The organism is Stenotrophomonas sp. ESTM1D_MKCIP4_1 (genome assembly GCF_003086895.1).
GTDB lineage: Bacteria > Pseudomonadota > Gammaproteobacteria > Xanthomonadales > Xanthomonadaceae > Stenotrophomonas.
Map to the genome: position 1 here is coordinate 3,292,698 of NZ_CP026004.1, position 21,140 is coordinate 3,313,837.

The window sequence follows — 21,140 nt, forward strand, 5'->3', positions numbered from 1 at the left end:
CTGCCGCAGAAGCAGTCGAGCAAGCTCGACTCTACCCGTCATCCACCCTTAGAAATCGAACAGCTCCGACAGGAAGCTTTCCTTCTTCTTTTTCTTGTACCCGTGGCCATGCTGCCCACGGTTGTCGTCATAACGCTGGCCCAGATGGCGGGTATCCCGGTGCACCACCTGCGGCGCCACCTGCGGCGCGGCCTGCACCGGCGCCTGCACGGCAGCACCGGCCCGCTCGATGATCTTGTCCAACTCGCCCCGGTCCAGCCACACGCCGCGGCAGCCCGGGCAGTAGTCGATCTCGATGCCGTGGCGCTCGGCCATCTGCAGGGTCTGGGTCGTACACACGGGGCACTGCATGGGCGTCACTCCTGTTGGTCAGCCTTCGACTGTACCTGTGCCTCGATGACTGTTCGGCAACATGACCGATGGCACAAGGACTTACGGCGCGTGCCCGCGCGGTGTCCGCCGCCCACACTGCAGGCTTGTCCCGCAAGGAATGCGCGCATGCCCACGCCCTCCCGCCTGCCCACCGCCGTGCGCCTGCTGCTGGTGCTGCTCGGCGTCGGCCTCGGCCTGAATCTGCGCGACATCACCGCCGCAGCGGGCCTGCCCATCCCCGCCCTGCCCATTCCCTATGGCGGCAGCCTGCTCGACAACGCCCTGGCCGTACTGGTGGCGCTGCTGCTGGCTGCCCTGCTGCGCCCGCGCCGCAAGCCTGGGCCTGGGCTGGAACGGCGCCAGCGGGCCGGCGTGGGTGCTGCTGGCCAGCCTGACCTGCTGGCTCGGCCTTGCGGCGCTGGGCACGCCCAACACCGCACTTACCCCGCTCGATGCCACCATGCTGGCCCTGCTGTTCCCGCTGGCCGAGGAAGTGCTGTTCCGTGGCCTGGGCTTCGTGCTCTTGATGAAGATCGTCCGCGGCCCCTGGCCCCTGCTGGCCCTGCCGCAGGCGCTGCTGTTCGGCATGGTGCACTGGCTGGGCTTCGGCGGTCTGGACGGCGGCGGCACGGCCCTGTTCGTCGGTGCAGTCATCGCGCTGGGCGGCTTCATCTTCGCCTGGCTCGACCATCTGGATGGCGACACCCTGTGGTGCGGCCTGGCCCTGCACGTGTCGATGAACCTGGCCTGGAACGTATTCAGCCTGGATGACGCAGCTGCGCTCGGCTGGCAGGCGACCAGCCTGCGCATCGGTACCGCCCTGCTCGCTGTTGTCGTATTGAGCCTGTATGCGCGGCGAAAGCGTGCTGTAACGCTCCCTTAGCCACCCCTGCACACCGGTATCACTCATGCGTCAAGCATACTTGCGCGCCTTTTCACCGTTGCTGTCCGGAGTTGTCGCGTCATGTTGTTGTCCAAGCGCCACGTTGAACCCCGCGTCCTGCTGATCGAGGATGCCGAGGAAACCCGCGAATTGAGCCGGCTGGCGCTGGAAAGCCAGGCCTGCCAGGTGGTGGGCGTGAGCTCGGCCGAAGCCGCGCTGGGCCTGCTGGCAGCCGGCGAGCGCTTCGACCTGCTGTTCACCGACGTCAACCTGGGCCTGGTCAGCGGCATCGAGGCCGCCAACCGCGCGCGTGGCCTGTACCCGCACCTGCCCATCCTGGTCACCTCCGGCATGGACCAGCACGCCGTGCTGCCGCAGCTGCGCGATGGCATCCACTTCCTGCCCAAGCCGTACAACATGAGCGAACTGCTCGACGCCATCCGGCTGTGCTTCCGCCATGCCGATGCCGGCGTGCTGACCGGACCGGAAGCGCAGGCAGCCTGACGCATCGATCCACCCGACAGTAGATCCACGCCATGCGTGGATGAACTAGGCGTTCCCCTACCAGCCGATGCTCGCGAACGCGATGGATGAAGCGTTCCTTCAGTCCGTCGTCAGATGCAGGATCACGGTACCCACGCGTCCATCATGTCGTACAACGAGGGGAACAGCACTTCCACCTCGTTCTCGTCATGCAGGTAAAGCATGATTTCGCCCTCCGTGGAAATCAGGACAGGATTGCCTGCACCATCATCGGAAATGGCCAGCGCAGTGCGCAGATGATCCGACACGTCGTCGCCGTAACGCTCACGGAAACGCAGGGTCAGCTCGGTCACGGTACAACGCCCGATCAACGAACCGTTCGCGAACGCGTGGATATCCACGCCACCGAACGAACCGCCGAAGTGCTTGATGAAGGCCACGTACTGCGGCGCAAACACGATACCGAGTGTCTGCTGGGCCGCTTCGATCTCGGCGTCCGTTGCCGGTTGCCCGCGCAGGCTGGGATGCTCGGCCAGCAGGGATTCCACCCTGGCAACCAGTTCGGCGGGCATCGGCTCCCGCTGCATCACGGCGTGGCCGGCGCAGGCGCGGGGAACAGCGTGCGCAGCGCCTGCAGCGCAGCCGGGTGGTAGATCGTTGCGTGGGTCTCTTCCGGCAACGGCTGGTACTTCACCAGCGGTGACGGCGAGGCCTGCTGCAGCAGCGTGGCCAGCTGTGCCGTGGTCTGCGCCAGCTCCGGCTGGCCGCTGCTGGCCAGGAACACACGCGGGCCGGCCTTGGTTACGGCCGACAGCCGCTGCTGCGCCGATGCCAGCAGCGCGCCCTTGTTCCACCACAGGCTGGGGTCCAACGCAATGTAGCTGTTGAACAGCGTCGGTTCCTGCAACAGCGTTTCCACCACGAACAGGCCGGCCAGCGACTCGCCGATCAGCGCACGCTCGTCGGTCGTCGGGTAGCGCTGGCGTACCTGCGGCATCAGCTCATCGCGCAGGAACGCGCGGTAGGCCGCCGAACCCCCGATGCGTGGGGCGATCTTCTGGTCCTGCGGGTCGCTGCTGGGGCCGGTCATGTCGCGGCGGCGCTCTGTGTTCTCGATGCCCACCAGCAGGAACGGCCGCATGCTGCCGTTGCCACTCAGCACCTGCACCAGCCCGGCCACATGCAGAAAGTCCTCGCCGATGCCGCCATCCGGCATGTACAGCACCGGCAGCGGTGCCTTCGGGTCCAGATCCCACGGCTGCGGGCGGTACACGTTGATACGGCGCGTTTCGCCCAGCGCCTTCGATTCAATCGTGAACGTCTCGCCGATCACCAGCGGTGAAGCCGGCGCCGCCTGGATGCGCGGCATCGGTTCGGCCGCCATCAGCGGCGCAGCGGCAACGGCGGACAACAACAGCGACAGCACGATCAAGCGCATGGAGCGACCCATCCTGGGAAAGATGCCGAGCATAGCGCCACTGCGGGCATGTTGGCCCCGGTGCAATGCGTGAACTGCATCGGGCAATGCCTTCAGCCACCGATGCTACCCTGCACCATTCCCTACAAGGAGTTGGAATATGGGTAGCTTCAGCATCTGGCATTGGATCATTCTTCTGGCGGTCGTCCTGATCCCGGTCGGCATCGCCGCAGCGATCGCTGCATTCTTTCTCAGGCGGAAGTAGATCCACGCCATGCGTGGATGACCCAATTCGCACGCCCCCCTGTCGCATCTGCACCGAAAATCATGCCCCAGGCACGTTTGCCGCGCCCCACATCTGCAGAAAAAGTGAAGCCAGCTTTACCCGCGACGGGTCACAGCAGATCGCCTCCACAGTGCTGATCGCGGCACATTCGTGCGTGGTTGGCTTAGCGTTGGAATGGATGCGTCGCGTGCTGTCGTTTGCTGCGTCGTGACAGCCTGACACACTGCTGTCGCGCAGGTGCGGTCGAGCACCACTTTCCCAATTTTCAGATTGAGATTTCAGCGCGGGTGCAACCAACATGCCGTGCCACCGACAACGGGTGGCACCGGGCCTGCAAGCCCGTAATGACTGTAAGCACGTTGTTTGCGCTCACCCGTCGGCACTGTCTCTGGATGGTGCCGGCGGGTGATCCGTCGGCCGTTATGGCGGGCGGTGCGTGGGGGTTTTCGGACCCGCCGGTTAACTGCTTACTGTCATCCGGGCTTGCAGCCACGCACCGTCCGCCACCCGCCTTGCGCGGTGGCCCTTCTGCTCCATCGAGAGGAAGCCACGATGACCCGACATGCCCCGTACTCCAACCGCGAAAGTGTGAATGACGATCACAACCCCGCCCCCGAGCTGAGCACCCTGCTGGGGTGCCTCAAGCGCATCCGCGATGGCGAAGGCGCAGACGGCCTGCTCTGGCCCGAGACCACATTGCTGCCCGGCCGCGTGCAGGACCTGGCGCGCGTGGAACGCGCCGCTGTCGGCATGCTCACCGTGGCGGAACTTCTGCACGCCGCTGACCGCTGCCGGCAGATGTCCACGCCCGACAGGCACGTGGATGAAGGCGTGGTGGACGGCCTGTTCTTCGCGTGCCGGGGATTGGCCGAACTGGTGTGCCGGGATATCCGGCCACAGTAACTGCACATCTGCCATACACCGGCCCTCCATTGCGTCGGGCCGGTGCATGGCCTCATGCAGGACTACAAGGAGGTTCAGATGTTGAATGTACTGATGTTTGCCGCACTGGCTGCAGGCCCTGCAGCATCCGCGCCGTATGGCGATTGCCTGCTGGGCAACATCCAGCCCGGTTTGACCGACCGCGCGGTGCTGTTGGTGCAACAGGCGTGTGCCGCGAAGTACCCCGACAGTTTTGCCGCCGCGATTGAACTGGAACGGCGACAAAGTGCCCAGCGGCAGGCGCGGTTCGATGCAGATCGTACTGCAGCGGTGCGGTCTGCCAGTGCAGCAGCGAACGCGGCGGCTACTGCCGCGCAGGCGGCAGCAGATCGCGCCATGGCTGCGGAATCAGACTAGATCGCTGATCGATCTGGCTGCTTCAGGCCGCAGTGGCATGCAGCTGCACGCCAGGGCTTTTCTCACCGGACGTGCGCCGTACCGATGTAGAGTCAGCATTCTGCTTACAAGGAGGTTGGCATGTTGAATGCACTCATCTTCGCCGCAATGGCCGCAGGCCCTGCCGCATCCGCGCCCTACGGCGATTGCGTGCTGGCTAACATCCATCCCGGACTGACTGACAGTGCCGTACTGCTGGTGGGTCAGGCCTGTGCCGCAAGACATCCCGAGAGCTTTCATGCCTGGATGGAACTCGAGCAGGAGGCCCGCCGCTATGCGGTTAATGCTGAGATTGCGCGGATGGCAGAAGCGGCGGCAAATGCGGAGGCGGCGGGAGGGAAGCTGCAGCCCGCGGCCGCTGGGAGTACGGCGGCGGCAGTGGCGGCAGCAGAGGCCGAGGCCATTGAGGCAGCAGCTGCGGCGGCTGCAATGCAACCGAAGGTGGATGGAATGGCTACCGGCGCAGATCCGGCCGCAGGCAAGAACGGTCGGTAAGGTCGGGGACTGCGGAGTCAGACGGCGCTGGCGTGCAGTTGCACACCCAAGGCTCTGGTCAGCTTGAGGAGAGAGGGTGGCGAAGTCGGGACGGCGGTTACCTCACAGGGTGCGGTAGAGGCTTTTGCGCTAGACGCCTGCATCGCGGGCCACGTTGGTCATGCCCTGTGCGCGGGCAACATTGCCAAGCGCCTTGGCAATGAACGCAGAATCACCGCCACTTTCGATGATGCATGCGTCCAGATAGGCCGCCATTTCCGCAGGCGTGCGCAGGTGCTCGGCGACGTCATAGGTCTCCACCTGGGTCTTGCTGGCACTCTTCTTCACAAGGTGTCCAAGCTGCAGTACACGCGGTAGCGCGGGGCCTGGATGCACCATCACGGTTTGTCACTCGACACCGCAGCAGATACGACCTGCAAAGCTTCTTGAGTTTTGAGGAAGCAACAAAAAGGCGCCCAGCGGGCGCCTGATTCATTGATGCAGTGGTGGGCCGTGAAGGATTCGAACCTTCGACCAAAAGATTAAAAGTCCGCCATACTTACCAATAAAATCAATCACATGCTCCAGCCCGAATTGTGGACCCTGGCCTCCAAAGCCCTTGCGCTGCAAAGGGTAGTCATTCAGTTTTCTGGAGGCCGACCCACCTCCCGACAGCACTCGAGACACTACATCCCGTTAGTAATTGTACTAAGATCACGCCATCGCAGCGGGTGAGACCTGCCGCCCCCAGAGTACGCTCCATGCAGTCCCTCCCCTTCCCTCACACCTTGGCGCGGCCCATCGGGCCCGCCCTGATCGACGGCCCGGCGCAGTTCGTGCCCCTTGCCTCCGCGCGCGCGCGGCTGGGCTTCCCGTCGCCCGCCGACGACTTCATGGATGAAGCGATCGATCTGCACCGCCTGCTCGTGCGAAACCCGGCCGCCACGTTCTTGTACCGGGCCGATGGCTGGTCCATGAGCGGCGCCGGCGTCAGCGATGGGGACATCCTGGTGGTGGACCGGTCAGTCACGCCGCTGGCCGGCGACCTGGTCATTGCTATCTGGGATGGCAACCAGCCCACCTGCAAGGTGCTGCAGCTGTTCGAGAACCATATGGAGCTGCACTCGGCCAACCCAGACTTCCCACCCATCGTGCTGGAGCAGCCGACCGAGGTCGAGGTGTTCGCCGTAGTTGGCGTGGTTCGCCAGGTTAAGCGCCGAGGCAGCCATGTTCGGACTCGTTGACGGCAACAACTTCTACGCCAGCTGCGAGCGCGTGTTTCAGCCGGCGCTGCGCGGCGTGCCGCTGGTGGTGCTGAGCAACAACGATGGTTGCGCAATCGCGCGCTCGGCCGAGGCCAAGGCCCTGGGCATCAAGATGGGCCAGCCGGCCCACGAACTGAAGCACCTGGTGCGTCGCCATGGACTGCAGATGCGCTCGGCCAACTTCGGCCTTTACGGCGACATGAGCGCCCGCGTCGTCACCATCCTGCGAGAGGCCGCGCCCCGCGTCGAGGTCTACAGCATAGATGAGAGCTTCATCGATCTGGCGGGCGTGCGGGACCGCGAGCGATTCGCCCGGGATCTGCGGCAACGTGTGCACCGATGGACCGGAATTCCCAATTGCATCGGCATCGGGCCGACGAAGACGCTGGCAAAGCTGGCCAACAAGGTGGCCAAGAGCGCCGACGGCGTGATCGACCTTGGCGACGCAGCCTACCGAGACTCGGTGCTGCGGACATTCCCCGTCGGGGATCTGTGGGGCGTTGGCCGCCGGCTGGCGCCGCGACTGGAAGCCATGGGCATCAGCACCGCGGCTGCTCTGCGCGACGCGTCGGCGGACGACATTCTGGCCACCTTCGGGGTGACGCTGGCGCGCACCCAGCGCGAGCTGCAGGGGCATCCCTGCATGGAGCTGGAAGAGGTGGAGCCAGACCGGCAGCAGATCATGGTCAGCCGATCGTTCGCTGACCGAGTCGAGGACCACGAAGCCGTTGCCCAGGCGCTGGCCACCTTCGCTGTGCGCGCCTGCGAAAAGCTGCGTGCCCGGGGCCTGGTCACCGCCGGCGTGTGGGTGTTCGCCCATTCCGACGTGTTTCGGCCGGAGCTGCGGCAGCACAACGCAAGCAGGACCGTCGTACTGCCCGCGTCGACCGCAGACACCACCGTGGTGCTGGGTATCGTGCGCAAGCTGCTGCGCGGCCTGCTCCGCGACGGGATCGGATACAAGAAAGCCGGCGTGGCGCTGCTCGACCTGGCCAGGCCGGATGAGCTGCAGGCGGATCTGTTCGGGCCGACGGTGGTCGGCAACGAGAGGCTGATGGCCACAATGGACCGGATCAACCAGAAGTTCGGGCGCGGCACTGCCGGCCTTGGCGCATCGGGTTGGCAGGCGCGGCCAGCGTGGGGCATGCGGCAGCACATGCTGTCGCCGAACTACACCACTTCCGTTCAGGAAATACCCATAGCGCGCTGCTGAGTTGGGGAGGTAAAAGCACCCAGCGACCGGGTTGGCCGGTGCGAGGCTCTAGAGCGACGGCATCGCCCCTCCCGGTGAAGGGAGGGGCTTTCAGTTTCCGCAGTGGTCGGCCGAGTCTTACTTTCGGCGGACCAAGAACGCAAACGGCTTTCCATCCTTACGGAAAACCGGCTTCCCGGTGATGTAGTGCCTGAACGACATGCAGAACACCCATGTGTAGCCAGGTGGAGCGACGAACGGTTCCATCGTCTTGATTTCCTTCAACCAAGATTGAAGGCAATAGTTGCCTGAAGCCGGCAATCCAGATATCGTTTCGCCGTCCCCGCTAGGACGCTTCAGGTGACAGAGGGGTGCCTTACCACCTTGTCATTTGTTAAAAAATCGTTGTATATGAGGGCGATGGCTTGCCGGCCATCGCCCTTTTTGCTTCGTGGATGCTGGCCTACCGTTATAGAAATTGATCGGCCGAAGATCCACTTCCATTTGGGTACTTCTTCCACCTCGCAACATAGATTCCAAACATCTGGCTGAGCATCTCCCAATCATCAGCATCCATATCGTCAGGCACGATTACGGAAACACTTGGCTTGCCAGGGATCGGTATCTCAAACCTGTGAGTGTTGGGACGCTGAGCGTCCGTGACAGCCGCAGGTAGTGCGACAGCAGGCTCCGGGGTTGGATCGACCCGCTTTTCTTTCTTCGCCTTCGAGACACCAGACGTAAGTTTGGGCGGCTTTACGTTGTGCGAGACCTTAATTCCGGCTTCCTTTGCTGCCGACAGAAAGAAGCTTATTGCCTTCACAACGGTGCTGCCCTGAACGCCTTGCTGACGGAACAAATCAGAGACCTGTCCGGTACTGGCGCGCTCAATGTCGAAGTCCGGTGCCTTGAGTAAAAATGCGTAGGCATCCTCAAGGATCTTCCTAAGCACCGCCGGGCGCTCGGCATCTTCGGCCATCACGTACTCTTCAAACAGAGCCGTAGGCTTCACAGGCTTGTCGCCTGCCGCCAAGCCGAGAAACTTGAGCGCAGTCATCGTCTCAGATTTGCCAGATCCAGACAGGCTGCCCATCAACGTTCTATCGATCTGCATAGGGACATGGCCCCCATCACGAATCGAGTTCGCGAAGCTCACCAGCGTCTTGAAAGAACCGTATGCGGGTGAAACACCTTTCGTCGGGTCGAGTTGTTCAGCCATACCTGCCTCCGAATCATGGGGGAATCCTACTTGCGCCCTTTACGAAAATCAACCACTCACGGAAAACGAATCTCAATTCGTGAGATTTTTAGCTTTTTACCCGTTATTTCAATGGGTTAGAATTTTATAAATCTTATTTGGACAAACTTTTGTAGCCGGTTCGTAACGCTACAGCGGTTGGTCAAGGCAACGGAGACACTTGTCGCAGGCGTTTTGGAGAGCTGGCTCGGCCAGATCTACCTGCGGGGCCACCACCGACGCCATGGCGCTGCTGCTGTCCAGCCAAGCCCCTGCCATGGAGGCGTACCGTGTAAGCCGTGCGGTCAACACCCCTCGCAACAACGCCGAGGGGCTGCTGGACCCTGTCGCCTCACCGCTACAGCAGAGCGGCCTGCCGATCGTCCCAGCTCTTGATGATCAGCTCGCCGAACTTGCGCCCCCGCCCCTGCCCGCCGCCAATGGTGTAGTCGAGCTGCAGGGGCACCAAGCCGAACCCGTCAAATACCTCACGGATCTGCGGGTGGTCATTGATCGACACTACGAACCGGCCAGTAGCACTTCGCATCAGCTCTGCCATCGCCTCGTACTCGCTGAAGGGGAAGTCGACGCCGTAGCCCTCAGTCTCCCAATAAGGCGGGTCCAGATAGAACAGCGTGCCGGGCCGGTCATAGCGGCGCACGCACTCCTGCCACGGCAGGCATTCGATGATGGTGTTGGCCAGGCGCAGATGGACCGCACTGAGCTCTTCCTCGATCCGCAGCAGGTTGAGCCGCGGACCGCCCGTGGTCACCACACCGAAGGTCTGCCCCTGCACCTTGCCGCCAAATGCCAGCTTCTGCAGGTAGTAGAAGCGGGCCGCCCGCTGGATGTCGGTCAGGGTCTCGGGGCGCTCCATCTGGGCCCACTCGAACATCTGCCGCGACACCAGCGACCAGCGGAACATGCGCACGAATTCGTCCAGGTGATGCCGGACGCAGCGATACAGCCCGACCAGGTCGCCGTTGATGTCGTTGAGTACTTCAGTCGCCGCCGGGTACGGGCGCATAAGCAAGGAGGCGGCGCCGCCGGCGAACGCCTCCACGTAACAGTCGTGCTCAGGGAAATGTGGATACAGGTGCTTCAGGAGGCGGCGCTTGCCGCCCGGCCAGGAAATGATGGGCTTGGTCATTGGATCTCAGGTTTTGCGATGGGTAAGGCCGACAATCCCAGCCGCTCTCGAGGGCGACAGGGACGCGGCCAATGCCAGGTGCTGAGATCACCTGTGTTGCGGCACTGCCCGGGTGCTTGCCGGCGCCCGGGCAGTGCCCTGTTTCATTGACGCTATTTCAACTTTCGAACTCTGCGATAGCTGACCGAAGGCGCGCCTTGGGTTAGAAAACCTCGATCCCTCGATCCGCCATACGAACGTTCTTCGACCTGGCGTAGATGGCAGCCAAGTCCTCCGGGGAGACGATGTGGTCGTAGGCAATGACCTCGGCTACTGACACGCCGCGATCGTATGGCGTGCCAGTGGGCGGCGCGTAGTACGCGTTGCCGATACCCAGGCCCCGGGCCGAAGCAGCATAGGCGGACGCCATCGTCCCGCTGACTGCGGTTGCGCCACCGACGGAACAGCGCCAAGTCTTCGCGGGGCCATCCACCTGCATGCAGAGGAAGATCCACTTGCCCAACGCGCCGGGAATGTTGCTTGCCGGCATCGCCGTACCTGACCCATTCGGACGCAGCAGGTGCTGGATGGTGTCCGAGGTGGGCCCGCGCAACAGGCCCCAGCCCTTTGCGTCTCCGTTCGCCGCCTGGGTCGTCCCGGCGTAGATAACTGCCTTGCCGTTCTGCACGTCGTAGCGGGTGACCATGCATACCGTGAATGCCGGCGACTCTGCGATGTTGCTGGCCAGGCCATTCAGCACGCCGTCGACCGTGGTGAGGTAGTTGTCCTGGAAGACAGGAGCAGCAGCAGCTGGAGCGAACGCCGCAATTCCCTTCAGGCCATACAGCGAGTCGTCGCTGCCGCCGAACAGGAAGTGATCCAGCGCCCCATCTTCGCCACGAATGGGGTAGACGGGTTTCAGGCTGGACGGGTTCAGCGGCGGAACACCGGGCCGGCGGGGGATGCCTTCGAGGGTGGGAAGAAGTACCTGAAGCATGAATCAACCTCCGATAGAAATGAGCTGGTGACACAGCGCCTTGTGCATCCGCAGACCGCCGCACTCTGGGCTCCACTGCCCGATGGATGCGACGCTCCGGATGGTTGAACGGGGGACGGTTGCAGCCTCTCGCGGTACGCCGCTGGTGTGCCCGACGACCGCGGCGCCGACCTGTGAAACTGCTGCGGCATCCGGCACCGTGATGGTGATCTGGCTGCCGCTGACGGTGACTGATTCGACCGTGCCCACGTCGACGGAGATGCCAGCGTTCGCAATGTCAGGCACCGCCCACGATGCGTCCCTCACTGCAGGCTCACTCAGCTGGATCTGGATCTGGGTCGCGCTGAGCCTGGTGGCGGAGACCATGTGCAGCGGGCGCCAGTACCCAGTGCGCTCCATCACCTCCACGGCCCGGTCGAAGAACTCACCGCGCATGGCATGGCCGATGCTGGTGTTGTGAAGGAAATCGCTGTGGAAGGGATAGCAGTAGGTGGGGCCGAGGCACCAGAAGTCGCCCCACTTCTGTTCGATGGTCAGCGCCTTATCCAGCACCGACCGGGGCGACTGAGAACCTCCGATGAAACTGCTCATCTGGCTGGTCATCATGCGCAGCGGAATGGTCTGCCCGGTGATCGGATAGATGGCAGCCTGGTGGGCCTGAAGCAGACTGTAGTGCTTGTCGCCGATCAGAGCGTCGCTCGAGTTGCTCTCCATCTGCGCCATGTTCAGCCATGCGTGTGCGAAGCGCTTGCCCTGCGCGGCAAGGATCTGGGTGATGCGGGTAACGGTGGCGATGACGTTGGCGAAGTAGAAGTAGCCGGCCGGCGCGCCAGGCATCATGTTCTGGATCGACTGCCCTCCTTCACCGTTCGTCCAGACCACCACGGACGGAGCCCAGCCGTTCAACTCCGCCGCCGCCCGACGCACGTAGCTACGTCCCGCAGCCTCTTCGGCCACGGTACCGTGCTGGTTGGTCGAGGCGATGGCACTACGCAGGCGGGCAAGGCCAGTGATTGAGGAGGGCAGCAGTTCAGTGGAAAGCCCGCCTTGGGTGGGTGTTCCCATCCAGACGTTGTTCGCAGCAGTGGCCGGCATCAGCAGCTTGCTGGGGAACTCGTAGAGCTCACCGTAGACGATGGACCTGTTGGATGATCCGGCCTGGCCAGCGGCATTGGACTGTCCCGCGCCGGAGATGCCGCGCACCACATCGACCGGGTATCGATTCGCCGATCCGAACCCAATGCGCACGGCGTGCGCCGCGCCCTGCGGATCCCGGAACACTCCCTTGCCGGTGCCGCCCTCGGTCTGCACCTGTAGCCAGAAACGCGACGCATCGGCATCCACGATTCGATCACCCAGTCCGCCCACGCTGCGCAACGTGCCGTTTTCGATGTAGGCGACGTTGTCATCCTCAGGGACCGCACCCTGGCTCCCACCACCCGGGTAGAGCCGATCCTCGCTGATGCTGTAGTAGACCAGTGGGTAGACCTTGCCATCAGTCGGATCACGGGTGGCCAGCAGCGGAACAATGTCCCCATCGACAGTGAACAGGCGCGCCGTTTCTGGAACGGCTTTGGCCAGATTGGTCAGCGCGATGCTGTTGATGCTGGGATTGTCCGGGGCGAACCAGGCGAGCAATTCGCCAGTGGACACGCGGAACGCAGCCAGCGGCACCCCGGTCACCGGGTCAATCGCGCCGATAGGCACTAGGTCATCGCTCGCAGCATAGAAACTGAACTGTTCGAACGGGACCATGACGGCATCAATCTTGGTGGCCAGCAGCGAGTTGGAGGCCTTGAGCAACAGCTCCGAGCGATCGGCCTTCTGGCTCAGCAGGTCGGCACGGGAGAATACCCAGGACGAGCCATTCCAGATGTACTGCCCAGCGCCCGAGCCGTTGTTTACAAAAGCTCCCTGACCTACATAGGTGCCCGCGATGGCCTGGAGCTGGGGCAGCGTGTCCGCGTAGATCGCGTTCGACTGCTGTCCCGCGGTCAGCGCATCGATCTGCGCCTGGGCCTGCTTGGGTGTCGGCAGCTCGCTAAGCCGGAAGGTCGCCAACACGTCGCCGGCGCGAACCACGCCGACCAGTCCATCATCCACGCCCGCATATCGCTGTGGCAGATCAGATGCAGGAATGACCTGCCGCCCATCAATCGTCGTCATCTCTCCCCCTTACAGAACAGTCGAGGCGTCCACCGCCCCGGTATTGATGTTGGCCAGCTGCAGCGCCTGGCGAATGCTCACGTCCAGCAGCACCTGGCCAGACCAGGCAACCAGCTCCGGCGGCTCGCCCAGCAGGGCCAGCAGGACATCCCTGGCCACCTCGCTGGCCTTATCCGGCCTCGGGTCGGTGTGCTGGAACTCACGCGCGATCGGCAGTCCATCGGCACCGACAACCGGCTCGCCGCCGGTGGTCACGGCACGCGCCTTGCCGCGGAACAGGATCTGGCCGCCGAGCAAGGTTCGCGTGCACACCACGGCCACCAGCTCTCCGGTGTCCAACTCGACCGCCGTCTCGCCCTCGGCAACCGGCACGCCCTCTTTCTTCACATAGCTCATCTCGGGACTTCCTCAAATGCGGGATTTCTGGATCCACCACTGCCGCCGCCACCGCCGATTCCGCCCCCACCACTGCCAGAGGCACCTGCAGCCGGGAAAGTGATCTGGAGCGAGCTGATCGCCACGTTGCCGTTGGCGTTCGCGGTTTCGACGATGTTCGTGGTCAGCATCAGCTGCCGGCTGCCGCCCACCAGCTGCGGATCGACGTAGTAGAGGTAGACGGTGACCTTCTGCCCGGCCGTGCCGGTCAGGGTGGCGCTGCTGGCGGCGTAGGACACCTGCACCGAGCCGATGATCAGCGTGCCGGCCGTCACACTGACGGTGGCCACCGACGCACCTGCAGCGTCACTGGACGCGGCGAAGGTCACCGAGGTGGTCATGTCCCACATCGATTGCTGATTGCCGATGTTGGGCAGCGCAGCGGCGCCGATGCGGTTGGTGTCCGGGACGTCAACAGCAACATCCACCCAGGCCGATGCGCGGCCGTTGGTGCCAACCGAGCGCATCTGCATTTCGTAGGGCGTGCCGCGCTGCAGTTCTCGCACCACAAACACCGTGCCCGCAACCTGGCTGCGGTACTGCCAGGCTGCGTCGGGGGCGCCGACCGCGCGGAATCGCAGTTCGTACGAGGCGATTGGAACCGACATTACAGCGCCTCCGTCACTGTGGCGTAGCCGTGCCGCGGCGCCGTGCCGATGCGCACGACAGCGGTAGGAATACCCGCGTCGTCCACCTCATCGTTGACGGGCGACGACACCGCGACGGTCACCTGCGGCGCCGCCGGCAGGCCGTAGTTGCGCCCGCTGACCTCGCTGATGATCTCCGCCGGCGGGTTCTTCCAGTAGGGATCGACGCGGGCGTCGTACGCCACGGCGGTGAACGAGGACGACAGGTCTTCGGAGTACCTCACCCCGGTGATGATCAGGGTGGTCATCTCGACCCCGCGTTCGCCCAGCACCACACGATCACCGGCAGCCGTACCGGCCGGCCTGCTCTCCAGGTAGAACGTATCGGTGTACGCGCTGTGCGGCCTGCAGTTCACCTTGCGCTTGCCGCCGCTGGCCGTGCGCGTCTGGATGCCGTAGAGCTTGGCGGGGTCGCTGTAGATCTCCGTGTCGAGCTTCAGGGTGGCGCCCTCGGCCCCGTCGGGGGTTCCGGTGGTCAAGCTGACCACTCGGCCCCAACCCGTGCCCCACTCGGCCACGTCGTGGGCGACGTCCACCACATCTCCACGGACGATTCCCAGCCCGGAGATATCGGTGGTGAAGCTGTAGACGGTGCTGCGGTAGAGGCCCTGAGCGAGGTGGTAGCGCGCCAGGCGCCATGCCTGCTGGGGCAGCATGGCCTGCTCCAGCTGGAACGTCTCGAACAGCGTGGAAGCCGGATCGGTCGAGGCCTGGCCACGTGCATCGCGCCCGCGGTAGCTGTAGCCGTCCTGCACCACGATGATCTCGTCGTCCTGCCAGTCCGCCTGCGGGTTCTTGAACTGCACCCGCAGCGCATGGGGCACCTTGATGAACTGCCGGCTGGCGCTGAATTCCTTGATGTCCAGAGGCGACAGCTCCGCGGTTGCCTCGCTGACGTTCCGGTCGAACACCACGCAGTAGCGGCCGTCCCGGTTGCCGATGTCGCCCAGAGCGGTGCCCAGCACCTTGCTCAGCAGATCCCTCGCGGTCAGCTGGGCATCCACCACCATTCGGCACTCCAGCTCGTTGGCATCGCAGAAGGCTGCGAAGTCGGCGAAGGAGTTGAGGTCGATGCGCGACGCCGGCACGTGCTCGGCCAGTGCCGGGCTCTGGGTCATCAGCCAGTAGGCCACCCACGCCGGGTTGCGCGACATCTGGTTCGCCCAGCTGTTCGAGCTGCGCCGGTAAACCGGGATGTGCGGCTGGGCCAGCACGCTGAACGACTGCAGCGTCCCGGACAGCTGATCGGTGCCCTTCACCCGAACGTTGAGCTTCAGGGTGCCGGTCGTGCTGGGGTTGGTGTAGCGAATGCTGCGGAACGAGGTCCAGATCGCCCCGTCGGCCCACGTCCGGTTGGTCTGGTTCTTCCGCGCCACCCGCGTGACCCGCACTTCGTACTGGCCATTGGCCACATCCCAGGCGATGCCCGAGGCGAATGGATCACGGACCTGGTCCCAGGTCAGGAAGAGGCCTGGGGCCGGCGCCGTGGTCGGGTACTCGCTCGCACCGGGCGTCCAGCTGCTGACCAGCTTCGACAGCCGCGGTGCTGGCGGCGGCAGCCAAGCGGTGGTGCCCACCGCACGGTACTCCACCCGCCACAGCACCCACATGGGCCAGCCCTTGTCCAGCGAGTCGCCGAACACCTTCAGGCCGTTGGAGAACAGCAGGTCCAGGCTGATGGCATCCACGCCAGGCGCGGTCGTGCGCGTCACCTGGTCGCCCTCGCTGTTCATCGTCGCGTTGACGGCCTGCTCATCGATGTCGTTGGTGTAGAGCTTGGCCGGTGCCGAGCCCGGCCAGTTCAGCTCCCACCAGAACGCATTGAAGCTCTCCACCGGGGTGTCACCGATGCGCATGTCGGACACGGTGATGACGCCGAAGCCCAGGTCGAACATGCAGCACTGGTAGGCGGTGTAGCCGACCACGTCGGTGTAGGGCATGGCCGCATGCGGCGGGAACAGGCGGTGCTCGCCCAGCACCAGCGGAATGACCCCGTACGGATTGATCTGGTTGGAGTTGCCGGTCAGTGCGTTCCACGCCTTCTGCGTCTCCGATCCGCCGCCGGCGGCGGTCGGGACGGACACGAGCGAGTTCACCGCCAGCGAAGCGGCAAGGGTGATGCCCGAGGCGATCGCGTTGCCGGCGGCCGCGCTCCAGCCCGCGCCCTTTGCCAGCGCGGCACCCCAGCCGGGTGCGAAGTACGCCACCACGATCATCGCCACCGCGGCCAGGATCTGCCGCGCACCGCCCTTGGCCAGACCCTGCCGCAGAACATCCACACGGACACCGGCCTTTGGCCTCAGCCGCGCCCAGGCGTCGCGGGGCACCTGGTAACCACCCACGCGCACCACGATGTCGGCGGAGATCTCCGCGCCGCCGGCGGCATCCCTGAGCATCTGCAGCAGCGTCTGCCCGGGCTGGGCATAGACCACGCCTGGCGCATCGAACTCGTGCCCCCGCAGGTGCAGCGGAACTTCATTCATCTTTCTTCCCCATGTAGCGATAGAAGCCGGCGATGCGCGCCTCCCACATGGGAGAGCCAAGCCGCTCGATGCGGCTGGTGCGGCCCAGCTCGACGTGCAGGAAATCGCCGCTGCCCATACACACGCCGACGTGCCACGGCCTGCCCGCGCTGTTGAACACCACCACGTCGAAGCGCTCCGGCATCTCGACCTCGGCCCAGCCAGTTGCATCGGTCGGTGCCGACACATCAGGCATGGGGATTCCCTGCTCGGCCAGAACCATGCGGGCGAATTCGCGGCAGAACTTGTCGCCCTTGTACGGGATGCCGATCCACTTCCTCATACGAACAGCCCGGGCGAATTGGATGGCGTGTAGGTCTGAGCGGGCACGCCTTGATTGAGGAAGTCTTCCTGGTAGCCGATCTGCACGCTCAGCTCCATGATGTTGAAGTCCACCTGCAGCACGGTGAAGTTGAACGGCCCCATCTCCACGGTGCTGGGCTGGCTCGCCAGCACGGCCTCCAGACGGACCTGCGGGCGCGGTCCCTGCAGCGCCTTGATCTGCCGGGTGATGTCACGGTCGACGTTGTCGATGCGCAGCGACACGTTCGGGGTCGCATCGTCCGTGTCGTCGGGAAACGATGCCTCGAACGGGTACGGCTGCCAGACGGTACTTCCCCGTGCCACGGGCTCGGTGTTGTTGACGATCCGGATCGTCTGCAGATCCGGGTGGGTGATGGTCAGCAGGCACAGCCAGGTTTCGGCCGTGTCTTCTGCCAGGATTGATCTGGCGGCAGCAGCTGAGAGGACTCGGGGCATCAGGTCGTCGGCCAGTTGTTGGAGTCGTAGAAGTCGAGCAGGAACTGCCCTTCATAGCTGGCAACAATCAGGAAATTGACGTCCACTCGCCACATGTCCTCCCACTTGGCGTAGCTCGGGCGAGCCATGAACTTGTAGGTGGCGTAGTGCTGACCATCACCAGGCCACCGCCAATCCCACCAGTAGAAGGGAAGCACCCGCCGGGCGCTGATGTTGTAGAAATCCATCAGCGTCTTGAGCTGCGCCGGCTCGAGATACAGCTGGCAGCGGAAGGTTTCGAGGGAATTGGTTCGGGCCGGGCGCGTCTTTGTCCCTGCCCCCATCGTGGAACGCAACACGTCCTCGCCGTAGGGCGCGAATTCCAGGCTGTCGTTGGACGGGTCAGGGATGCTCGACGGCATGTAGAGATCAACCACCTCTGTTCCCCCGGTAGGTGAGCCCGTATCGGCTGCGGAAATCGTTGTCGAAGGATCCGCCGCGGATTTCGCCACGCATCAGCTCGCGCAGAGATACCTTGATGTCCACGCCGCCGGAGCCATCGAACTCCGCCTGGACAGCACCGGAGTCATTCTTGACGCCATCGATGTAGACGCTCACATCCCCTCGGGCCGCAGTCCCGCTGCCGCCGCGCATGGAGGCGTCGTAGGCGACCGTCTGGCGCCGGGACAGAACCCGCTCGCCGGTCTGCAGGACGGTGAGGCGCTCATCGGCACGCAGACCATGCTGGCCGCCGGTATGGAAGCGTGGGGCGGCGCCCAATGCGATCGGGCTGATCGGCAAGCTGACGCGCGGGCCACCGGTACCCACTCGACCGCCCGTGTGCCTCTTTCCGGCAACTACGGTTGATGTGCCTTGTGCGCTGCCGGACGCACCCTGCCCCCACGAACCGAACAAGGCGGAAATGCCCCTCAACGCTGCTTCCTGCGCGACCATCCGGGCGACACCAGCCACGAAGCTCTTGACCATGTCGCTGAACGACTCATTGAAAGACTTCGTGCCGGTGGTCAGGTCCGCCAGGAAGTCCCCAAACGCGCTGCCCGCGGTGTCCTCGATCTTCTGGCGCCAGATCTGCTGGGACGCGGCAATGGTGCCGATCTGCGTATCGATCTCCTGCAGCCCGGCTAGAGCGGCGGTGTGCTCTGGCGAGCCTTGCGCGTAGCCGGCCATGGCATCGACGGCAGCAACCCGAAGCGCCTGGAGATCTGCCAGGGCCTTGGCACGGGCTTGGGCGAGCTGTTCCTCACCCTCGCCATAGCCCAACATCCGGCCGCCGACCTGAGCTCCGATAGCCGTCTCACGCCCTTGCAGCTGGGAGGAGATACGCCCCATCGCCTCGCGCAGTTCATCGGTCTTGGACTTTGCCACCAGGCGATCGATCAGGCTGCGCACCAACGCCTGGCCGGTCTTATCGCCCTCTGCGCGAAGCCGCTCCAGCAGGCCTTTGTACTGCGCCTCCAGCTGCCGCCTCTCGGCCGCGCCCGTTTCGCCGTCCAGCTCAAGCAGCCGGCCCTTCACCTCGCCCAGCGATTTCGCAAGCCCTTCCTCGGCCTTCTGCTGATCCTGCGCCGCCTGCACAGCAAGCTCGGCCCGGTCGCGCTGCAGCTTGACAATCTGCTCCTCGCTACGCCTCCGCGCAGCCGCATCTGTCGCAAGGGCTTGCTCGCTTTTTGCTTGCTCGAGCTCCAGATCGATAGCCCGCTGCTGCAGGGCAAGGCGCTTGGAGAAGTAGTCCGCGATGGACACGCCATTCGCCTCGTACAGGCGATCAAGCTCCGCCAGCGAACGGCGTACCGCGTCAAGCATGGTTGCGTTGGACTTGGCAATGGCGGTAGCACCGCCCTCCGCCCCCTCCACCACCGGCTTGAGGATCTGGTCAATGCCGGTGGTCATGATGTCGAACAGAGCCGCATCGATCTCATCGAGGCTCTTCTGCGCCACATCGGCCATGGCCTTCGCACGCGTCACACGGGGATCGTTCTCACCGAGCGATACCCGCGCTCCACCAAGCGGTCCGCCGCCACCCGCAGCGAACCCGGTAGCTTGCGATTCGTACCGCGCAGCCTCCAAGTGGGCCTTCGCAGCGCGCAGGGTCTCAATGGCCTCGTTCCGCTTTGCTGCAGCGAGCTCGAAAGCCGCGTCGCGCGACTGCTTGCTCAGATCCTTAACCTGCTTGAGGACACGCGCGTGCTCCTCCGCTGCCTCCTTCGCGTCCTGGGTGCGCTGATACAGGTAGTAGAGCGCGGTCGTCAGTCCAGTGATCGCAAGCGTAACTGGACCACCAACCGTAGCCAGTGCCGCCTTGAGACCTTGTGCGGCCGTAGTCGATGCGAATAGACCGGCCCGCAGGCTCACCAGCCAGCCGATAGCGATTCGGACCCCCGCAATGAGCGCGGGCACCGCGCGCCCGGCGAGCATGGTGCCTACCGCCACGGCAAGCAAATCAGCGTGCCTTACCACCTCGACAAACGTACTGATGATTCGACGCAGGTAGCCAACACCATCCTGCGCCATGAACTTGGCGAACGCCGCGACCGCGCCAAGCACGCCAGTCGCGATCTGCGAAAACGCCGCCTTGATCTCCGGCCCTGCCAGCGCCTGGGCAAGCTCGTTGAGCGCTTGGGTTACCCCACTGAGGTTGGCGCTTCCAGAACCGTCCAGGAGGTCACGCAGCGAGTTTCCAACAGCGGTCAGGGCGCCACCAAAGGTGTTCCTGGCCGCCGCAGCGGCACCGGCATAGCTCTCGGCCATCGCGCCCAGGACGATCTGCTGAGCCTCCGCAGTCCGACCGGTGGCCTCCATTACCTTCATCTGCTGCTTTTGCTGCTCGGTGAATTTGAAGCCCTGTTTCGTCAGCGCTGTGACGCCCTGCGACGGCTTGTCCAACGCCTTACCGATCGTTTCAGCGGACTGCTCGATGTTTTCGCCCAGGCGAGCGGATTGATCGATGGCCATCTGCAGAGCTTGGGGAAACTGCTTGCCAACAATCCCGGTATAGGAGAGCAGCCGGGTCTGGGCATTAACGATCTCACCAGCCGAATGCGTGGTGGCATCGGCCATGCCGTTGGCCATCTTCAGCAGCTGCTGCTCGGTGAATCCTGCCTGTTGCCCTGTCGACGCCAGAACCGCCCTCAGCTGGGCGACTTCGTTCGAAGCGTCACGGGTTTCGGTGATCAGCGCACTGAAGACACTGCCGACCGTCACACCAGCAAAGAGCCCACCGACCAGGTTGCGCAGCTGCCCAAAGCCATCCGTGATGCCCTTGAGGTCGATGGACTTAGCCGCCTCCTTCTTGAAGGCAGCCACCTCCGAACGCACCAACGCCAAGCCCTGCTTGATGTCGTTGATGTCGGCAGAAATGCGTACGCGGAGATTCGGGGCAGTCGTTGACATTTCAGTCCGTCAGCTTGTTCAGGTATGCCGTGTATTCGGTTGCATCGAACTGCGCGGCACGGAGGTTCATCAGCTCCTCGGCCAGCCAGCGGCGCCTCGCTTGGGCAGCCGCCTCGGTGAACGCCCTGAACTGCGCCAGGGTGTACCC

The 21,140-nt window shown here is 64.1% G+C and carries 20 protein-coding genes and 2 pseudogenes; 7 read left to right on the forward strand and 15 right to left on the reverse strand.

The window, feature by feature from the left end:
* Window positions 1–48 precede the first annotated feature (48 nt).
* Window positions 49–351 (reverse strand): zf-TFIIB domain-containing protein, encoded by a 303-nt coding sequence (locus C1924_RS14985; RefSeq protein WP_108766016.1) that lies wholly within the window; start codon window positions 349–351, stop codon window positions 49–51.
* Window positions 352–498: 147 nt separating this feature from the next.
* Between C1924_RS14985 and C1924_RS14990 the strand changes: the two are divergent.
* Window positions 499–1,255: pseudogene (locus tag C1924_RS14990) on the forward strand (CPBP family glutamic-type intramembrane protease).
* Between the two features lie 81 nt (window positions 1,256–1,336).
* Window positions 1,337–1,759 (forward strand): response regulator, encoded by a 423-nt coding sequence (locus tag C1924_RS14995; RefSeq protein WP_108766017.1) that lies wholly within the window; start codon window positions 1,337–1,339, stop codon window positions 1,757–1,759.
* 122 nt (window positions 1,760–1,881) lie between these two features.
* Here C1924_RS14995 and C1924_RS15000 read toward each other — a convergent pair whose 3' ends face one another.
* Together C1924_RS15000 and C1924_RS15005 are read right to left on the reverse strand one after the other, a co-directional pair.
* The gene (locus C1924_RS15000; protein ID WP_108766018.1) at window positions 1,882–2,310 is read right to left on the reverse strand and encodes an SMI1/KNR4 family protein; all 429 of its coding nucleotides are present in this window, start codon (window positions 2,308–2,310) and stop codon (window positions 1,882–1,884) included.
* A gap of 14 nt (window positions 2,311–2,324) precedes the next feature.
* The gene (locus C1924_RS15005; protein ID WP_108766019.1) at window positions 2,325–3,176 is read right to left on the reverse strand and encodes an alpha/beta hydrolase-fold protein; all 852 of its coding nucleotides are present in this window, start codon (window positions 3,174–3,176) and stop codon (window positions 2,325–2,327) included.
* Between the two features lie 817 nt (window positions 3,177–3,993).
* Here C1924_RS15005 and C1924_RS15010 point away from each other — a divergent pair.
* From C1924_RS15010 to C1924_RS15020, 3 genes are all read left to right on the forward strand, one after another.
* Complete coding sequence (locus C1924_RS15010; RefSeq protein ID WP_108766020.1) at window positions 3,994–4,344, forward strand: hypothetical protein; 351 nt, start codon at window positions 3,994–3,996, stop codon at window positions 4,342–4,344.
* Between the two features lie 78 nt (window positions 4,345–4,422).
* The gene (locus C1924_RS15015) at window positions 4,423–4,740 is read left to right on the forward strand and encodes a hypothetical protein (RefSeq protein ID WP_108767083.1); all 318 of its coding nucleotides are present in this window, start codon (window positions 4,423–4,425) and stop codon (window positions 4,738–4,740) included.
* A gap of 120 nt (window positions 4,741–4,860) precedes the next feature.
* Complete coding sequence (locus tag C1924_RS15020) at window positions 4,861–5,274, forward strand: hypothetical protein (protein ID WP_108766021.1); 414 nt, start codon at window positions 4,861–4,863, stop codon at window positions 5,272–5,274.
* Between the two features lie 17 nt (window positions 5,275–5,291).
* Here the strand turns inward: C1924_RS15020 and C1924_RS20710 are convergent.
* Window positions 5,292–5,652: pseudogene (locus C1924_RS20710) on the reverse strand (addiction module antidote protein).
* A gap of 362 nt (window positions 5,653–6,014) precedes the next feature.
* Here C1924_RS20710 and umuD point away from each other — a divergent pair.
* Window positions 6,015–6,497 (forward strand): translesion error-prone DNA polymerase V autoproteolytic subunit, encoded by a 483-nt coding sequence (umuD, locus tag C1924_RS15030; RefSeq protein WP_108766022.1) that lies wholly within the window; start codon window positions 6,015–6,017, stop codon window positions 6,495–6,497.
* Window positions 6,481–7,731, forward strand: coding sequence for a Y-family DNA polymerase (locus tag C1924_RS15035; RefSeq protein WP_108766023.1), 1,251 nt, complete (start codon window positions 6,481–6,483; stop codon window positions 7,729–7,731). The genes umuD and C1924_RS15035 overlap by 17 nt, the downstream gene beginning before the upstream one ends.
* A gap of 448 nt (window positions 7,732–8,179) precedes the next feature.
* On the opposite strand, the gene C1924_RS15040 is transcribed toward C1924_RS15035, so the two are convergent.
* The 11 genes from C1924_RS15040 to C1924_RS15095 all read right to left on the reverse strand — a co-directional run bounded on the left by C1924_RS15040 (window position 8,180) and on the right by C1924_RS15095 (window position 20,992).
* Window positions 8,180–8,929 carry a DUF5343 domain-containing protein gene (locus C1924_RS15040; protein ID WP_108766024.1) on the reverse strand — a complete coding sequence of 250 codons (750 nt, stop codon included), beginning with the start codon at window positions 8,927–8,929 and terminating at the stop codon, window positions 8,180–8,182.
* Between the two features lie 376 nt (window positions 8,930–9,305).
* On the reverse strand, window positions 9,306–10,097 hold the full coding sequence (locus tag C1924_RS15050) for a DNA adenine methylase (RefSeq protein ID WP_108766025.1): 792 nt from the start codon (window positions 10,095–10,097) through the stop codon (window positions 9,306–9,308).
* Window positions 10,098–10,299: 202 nt separating this feature from the next.
* Window positions 10,300–11,073, reverse strand: coding sequence for a hypothetical protein (locus C1924_RS15055; RefSeq protein ID WP_108766026.1), 774 nt, complete (start codon window positions 11,071–11,073; stop codon window positions 10,300–10,302).
* Window positions 11,074–11,076: 3 nt separating this feature from the next.
* Window positions 11,077–13,239 carry a hypothetical protein gene (locus C1924_RS15060; RefSeq protein WP_159094809.1) on the reverse strand — a complete coding sequence of 721 codons (2,163 nt, stop codon included), beginning with the start codon at window positions 13,237–13,239 and terminating at the stop codon, window positions 11,077–11,079.
* Between the two features lie 9 nt (window positions 13,240–13,248).
* Window positions 13,249–13,635 (reverse strand): hypothetical protein, encoded by a 387-nt coding sequence (locus C1924_RS15065; protein WP_108766028.1) that lies wholly within the window; start codon window positions 13,633–13,635, stop codon window positions 13,249–13,251.
* Window positions 13,632–14,282 (reverse strand): hypothetical protein, encoded by a 651-nt coding sequence (locus C1924_RS15070; protein WP_108766029.1) that lies wholly within the window; start codon window positions 14,280–14,282, stop codon window positions 13,632–13,634. Before C1924_RS15070 ends, C1924_RS15065 begins: the two co-directional genes overlap by 4 nt.
* Complete coding sequence (locus tag C1924_RS15075; RefSeq protein ID WP_108766030.1) at window positions 14,282–16,804, reverse strand: phage tail protein; 2,523 nt, start codon at window positions 16,802–16,804, stop codon at window positions 14,282–14,284. The genes C1924_RS15070 and C1924_RS15075 overlap by 1 nt, the downstream gene beginning before the upstream one ends.
* Window positions 16,797–17,126 (reverse strand): NlpC/P60 family protein, encoded by a 330-nt coding sequence (locus C1924_RS15080; protein WP_108759553.1) that lies wholly within the window; start codon window positions 17,124–17,126, stop codon window positions 16,797–16,799. Before C1924_RS15080 ends, C1924_RS15075 begins: the two co-directional genes overlap by 8 nt.
* A complete protein-coding gene (locus C1924_RS15085; RefSeq protein WP_108766031.1) occupies window positions 17,123–17,602 on the reverse strand; it encodes a DUF1833 family protein in 480 nt (159 codons plus the stop codon). The genes C1924_RS15080 and C1924_RS15085 overlap by 4 nt, the downstream gene beginning before the upstream one ends.
* The gene (locus C1924_RS15090) at window positions 17,602–18,018 is read right to left on the reverse strand and encodes a hypothetical protein (protein ID WP_159094810.1); all 417 of its coding nucleotides are present in this window, start codon (window positions 18,016–18,018) and stop codon (window positions 17,602–17,604) included. Before C1924_RS15090 ends, C1924_RS15085 begins: the two co-directional genes overlap by 1 nt.
* Window positions 18,011–20,992 (reverse strand): phage tail length tape measure family protein, encoded by a 2,982-nt coding sequence (locus C1924_RS15095; protein WP_108766033.1) that lies wholly within the window; start codon window positions 20,990–20,992, stop codon window positions 18,011–18,013. The genes C1924_RS15090 and C1924_RS15095 overlap by 8 nt, the downstream gene beginning before the upstream one ends.
* Window positions 20,993–21,140: the final 148 nt, after the last annotated feature.

Bases quoted from the DNA above. Each gene is read 5' to 3' on its own strand.
- C1924_RS15020 (WP_108766021.1), top strand. From the start codon at position 4,861: ATGTTGAATGCACTCATCTTCGCCGCAATGGCCGCAGGCCCTGCCGCA.
- C1924_RS15010 (WP_108766020.1), top strand. From the start codon at position 3,994: ATGACCCGACATGCCCCGTACTCCAACCGCGAAAGTGTGAATGACGAT.
- C1924_RS15000 (WP_108766018.1), bottom strand. From the start codon at position 2,310: ATGCCCGCCGAACTGGTTGCCAGGGTGGAATCCCTGCTGGCCGAGCAT.
- C1924_RS15065 (WP_108766028.1), bottom strand. From the start codon at position 13,635: ATGAGCTATGTGAAGAAAGAGGGCGTGCCGGTTGCCGAGGGCGAGACG.
- C1924_RS15075 (WP_108766030.1), bottom strand. From the start codon at position 16,804: ATGAATGAAGTTCCGCTGCACCTGCGGGGGCACGAGTTCGATGCGCCA.
- C1924_RS15080 (WP_108759553.1), bottom strand. From the start codon at position 17,126: ATGAGGAAGTGGATCGGCATCCCGTACAAGGGCGACAAGTTCTGCCGC.
- C1924_RS15095 (WP_108766033.1), bottom strand. From the start codon at position 20,992: ATGTCAACGACTGCCCCGAATCTCCGCGTACGCATTTCTGCCGACATC.
- C1924_RS14985 (WP_108766016.1), bottom strand. From the start codon at position 351: ATGCAGTGCCCCGTGTGTACGACCCAGACCCTGCAGATGGCCGAGCGC.
- C1924_RS15070 (WP_108766029.1), bottom strand. From the start codon at position 14,282: ATGTCGGTTCCAATCGCCTCGTACGAACTGCGATTCCGCGCGGTCGGC.
- C1924_RS15055 (WP_108766026.1), bottom strand. From the start codon at position 11,073: ATGCTTCAGGTACTTCTTCCCACCCTCGAAGGCATCCCCCGCCGGCCC.
- umuD (WP_108766022.1), top strand. From the start codon at position 6,015: ATGCAGTCCCTCCCCTTCCCTCACACCTTGGCGCGGCCCATCGGGCCC.
- C1924_RS15085 (WP_108766031.1), bottom strand. From the start codon at position 17,602: ATGCCCCGAGTCCTCTCAGCTGCTGCCGCCAGATCAATCCTGGCAGAA.
- C1924_RS15060 (WP_159094809.1), bottom strand. From the start codon at position 13,239: ATGACGACGATTGATGGGCGGCAGGTCATTCCTGCATCTGATCTGCCA.
- C1924_RS15050 (WP_108766025.1), bottom strand. From the start codon at position 10,097: ATGACCAAGCCCATCATTTCCTGGCCGGGCGGCAAGCGCCGCCTCCTG.
- C1924_RS15035 (WP_108766023.1), top strand. From the start codon at position 6,481: ATGTTCGGACTCGTTGACGGCAACAACTTCTACGCCAGCTGCGAGCGC.
- C1924_RS15005 (WP_108766019.1), bottom strand. From the start codon at position 3,176: ATGCGCTTGATCGTGCTGTCGCTGTTGTTGTCCGCCGTTGCCGCTGCG.
- C1924_RS15015 (WP_108767083.1), top strand. From the start codon at position 4,423: ATGTTGAATGTACTGATGTTTGCCGCACTGGCTGCAGGCCCTGCAGCA.
- C1924_RS14995 (WP_108766017.1), top strand. From the start codon at position 1,337: ATGTTGTTGTCCAAGCGCCACGTTGAACCCCGCGTCCTGCTGATCGAG.
- C1924_RS15040 (WP_108766024.1), bottom strand. From the start codon at position 8,929: ATGGCTGAACAACTCGACCCGACGAAAGGTGTTTCACCCGCATACGGT.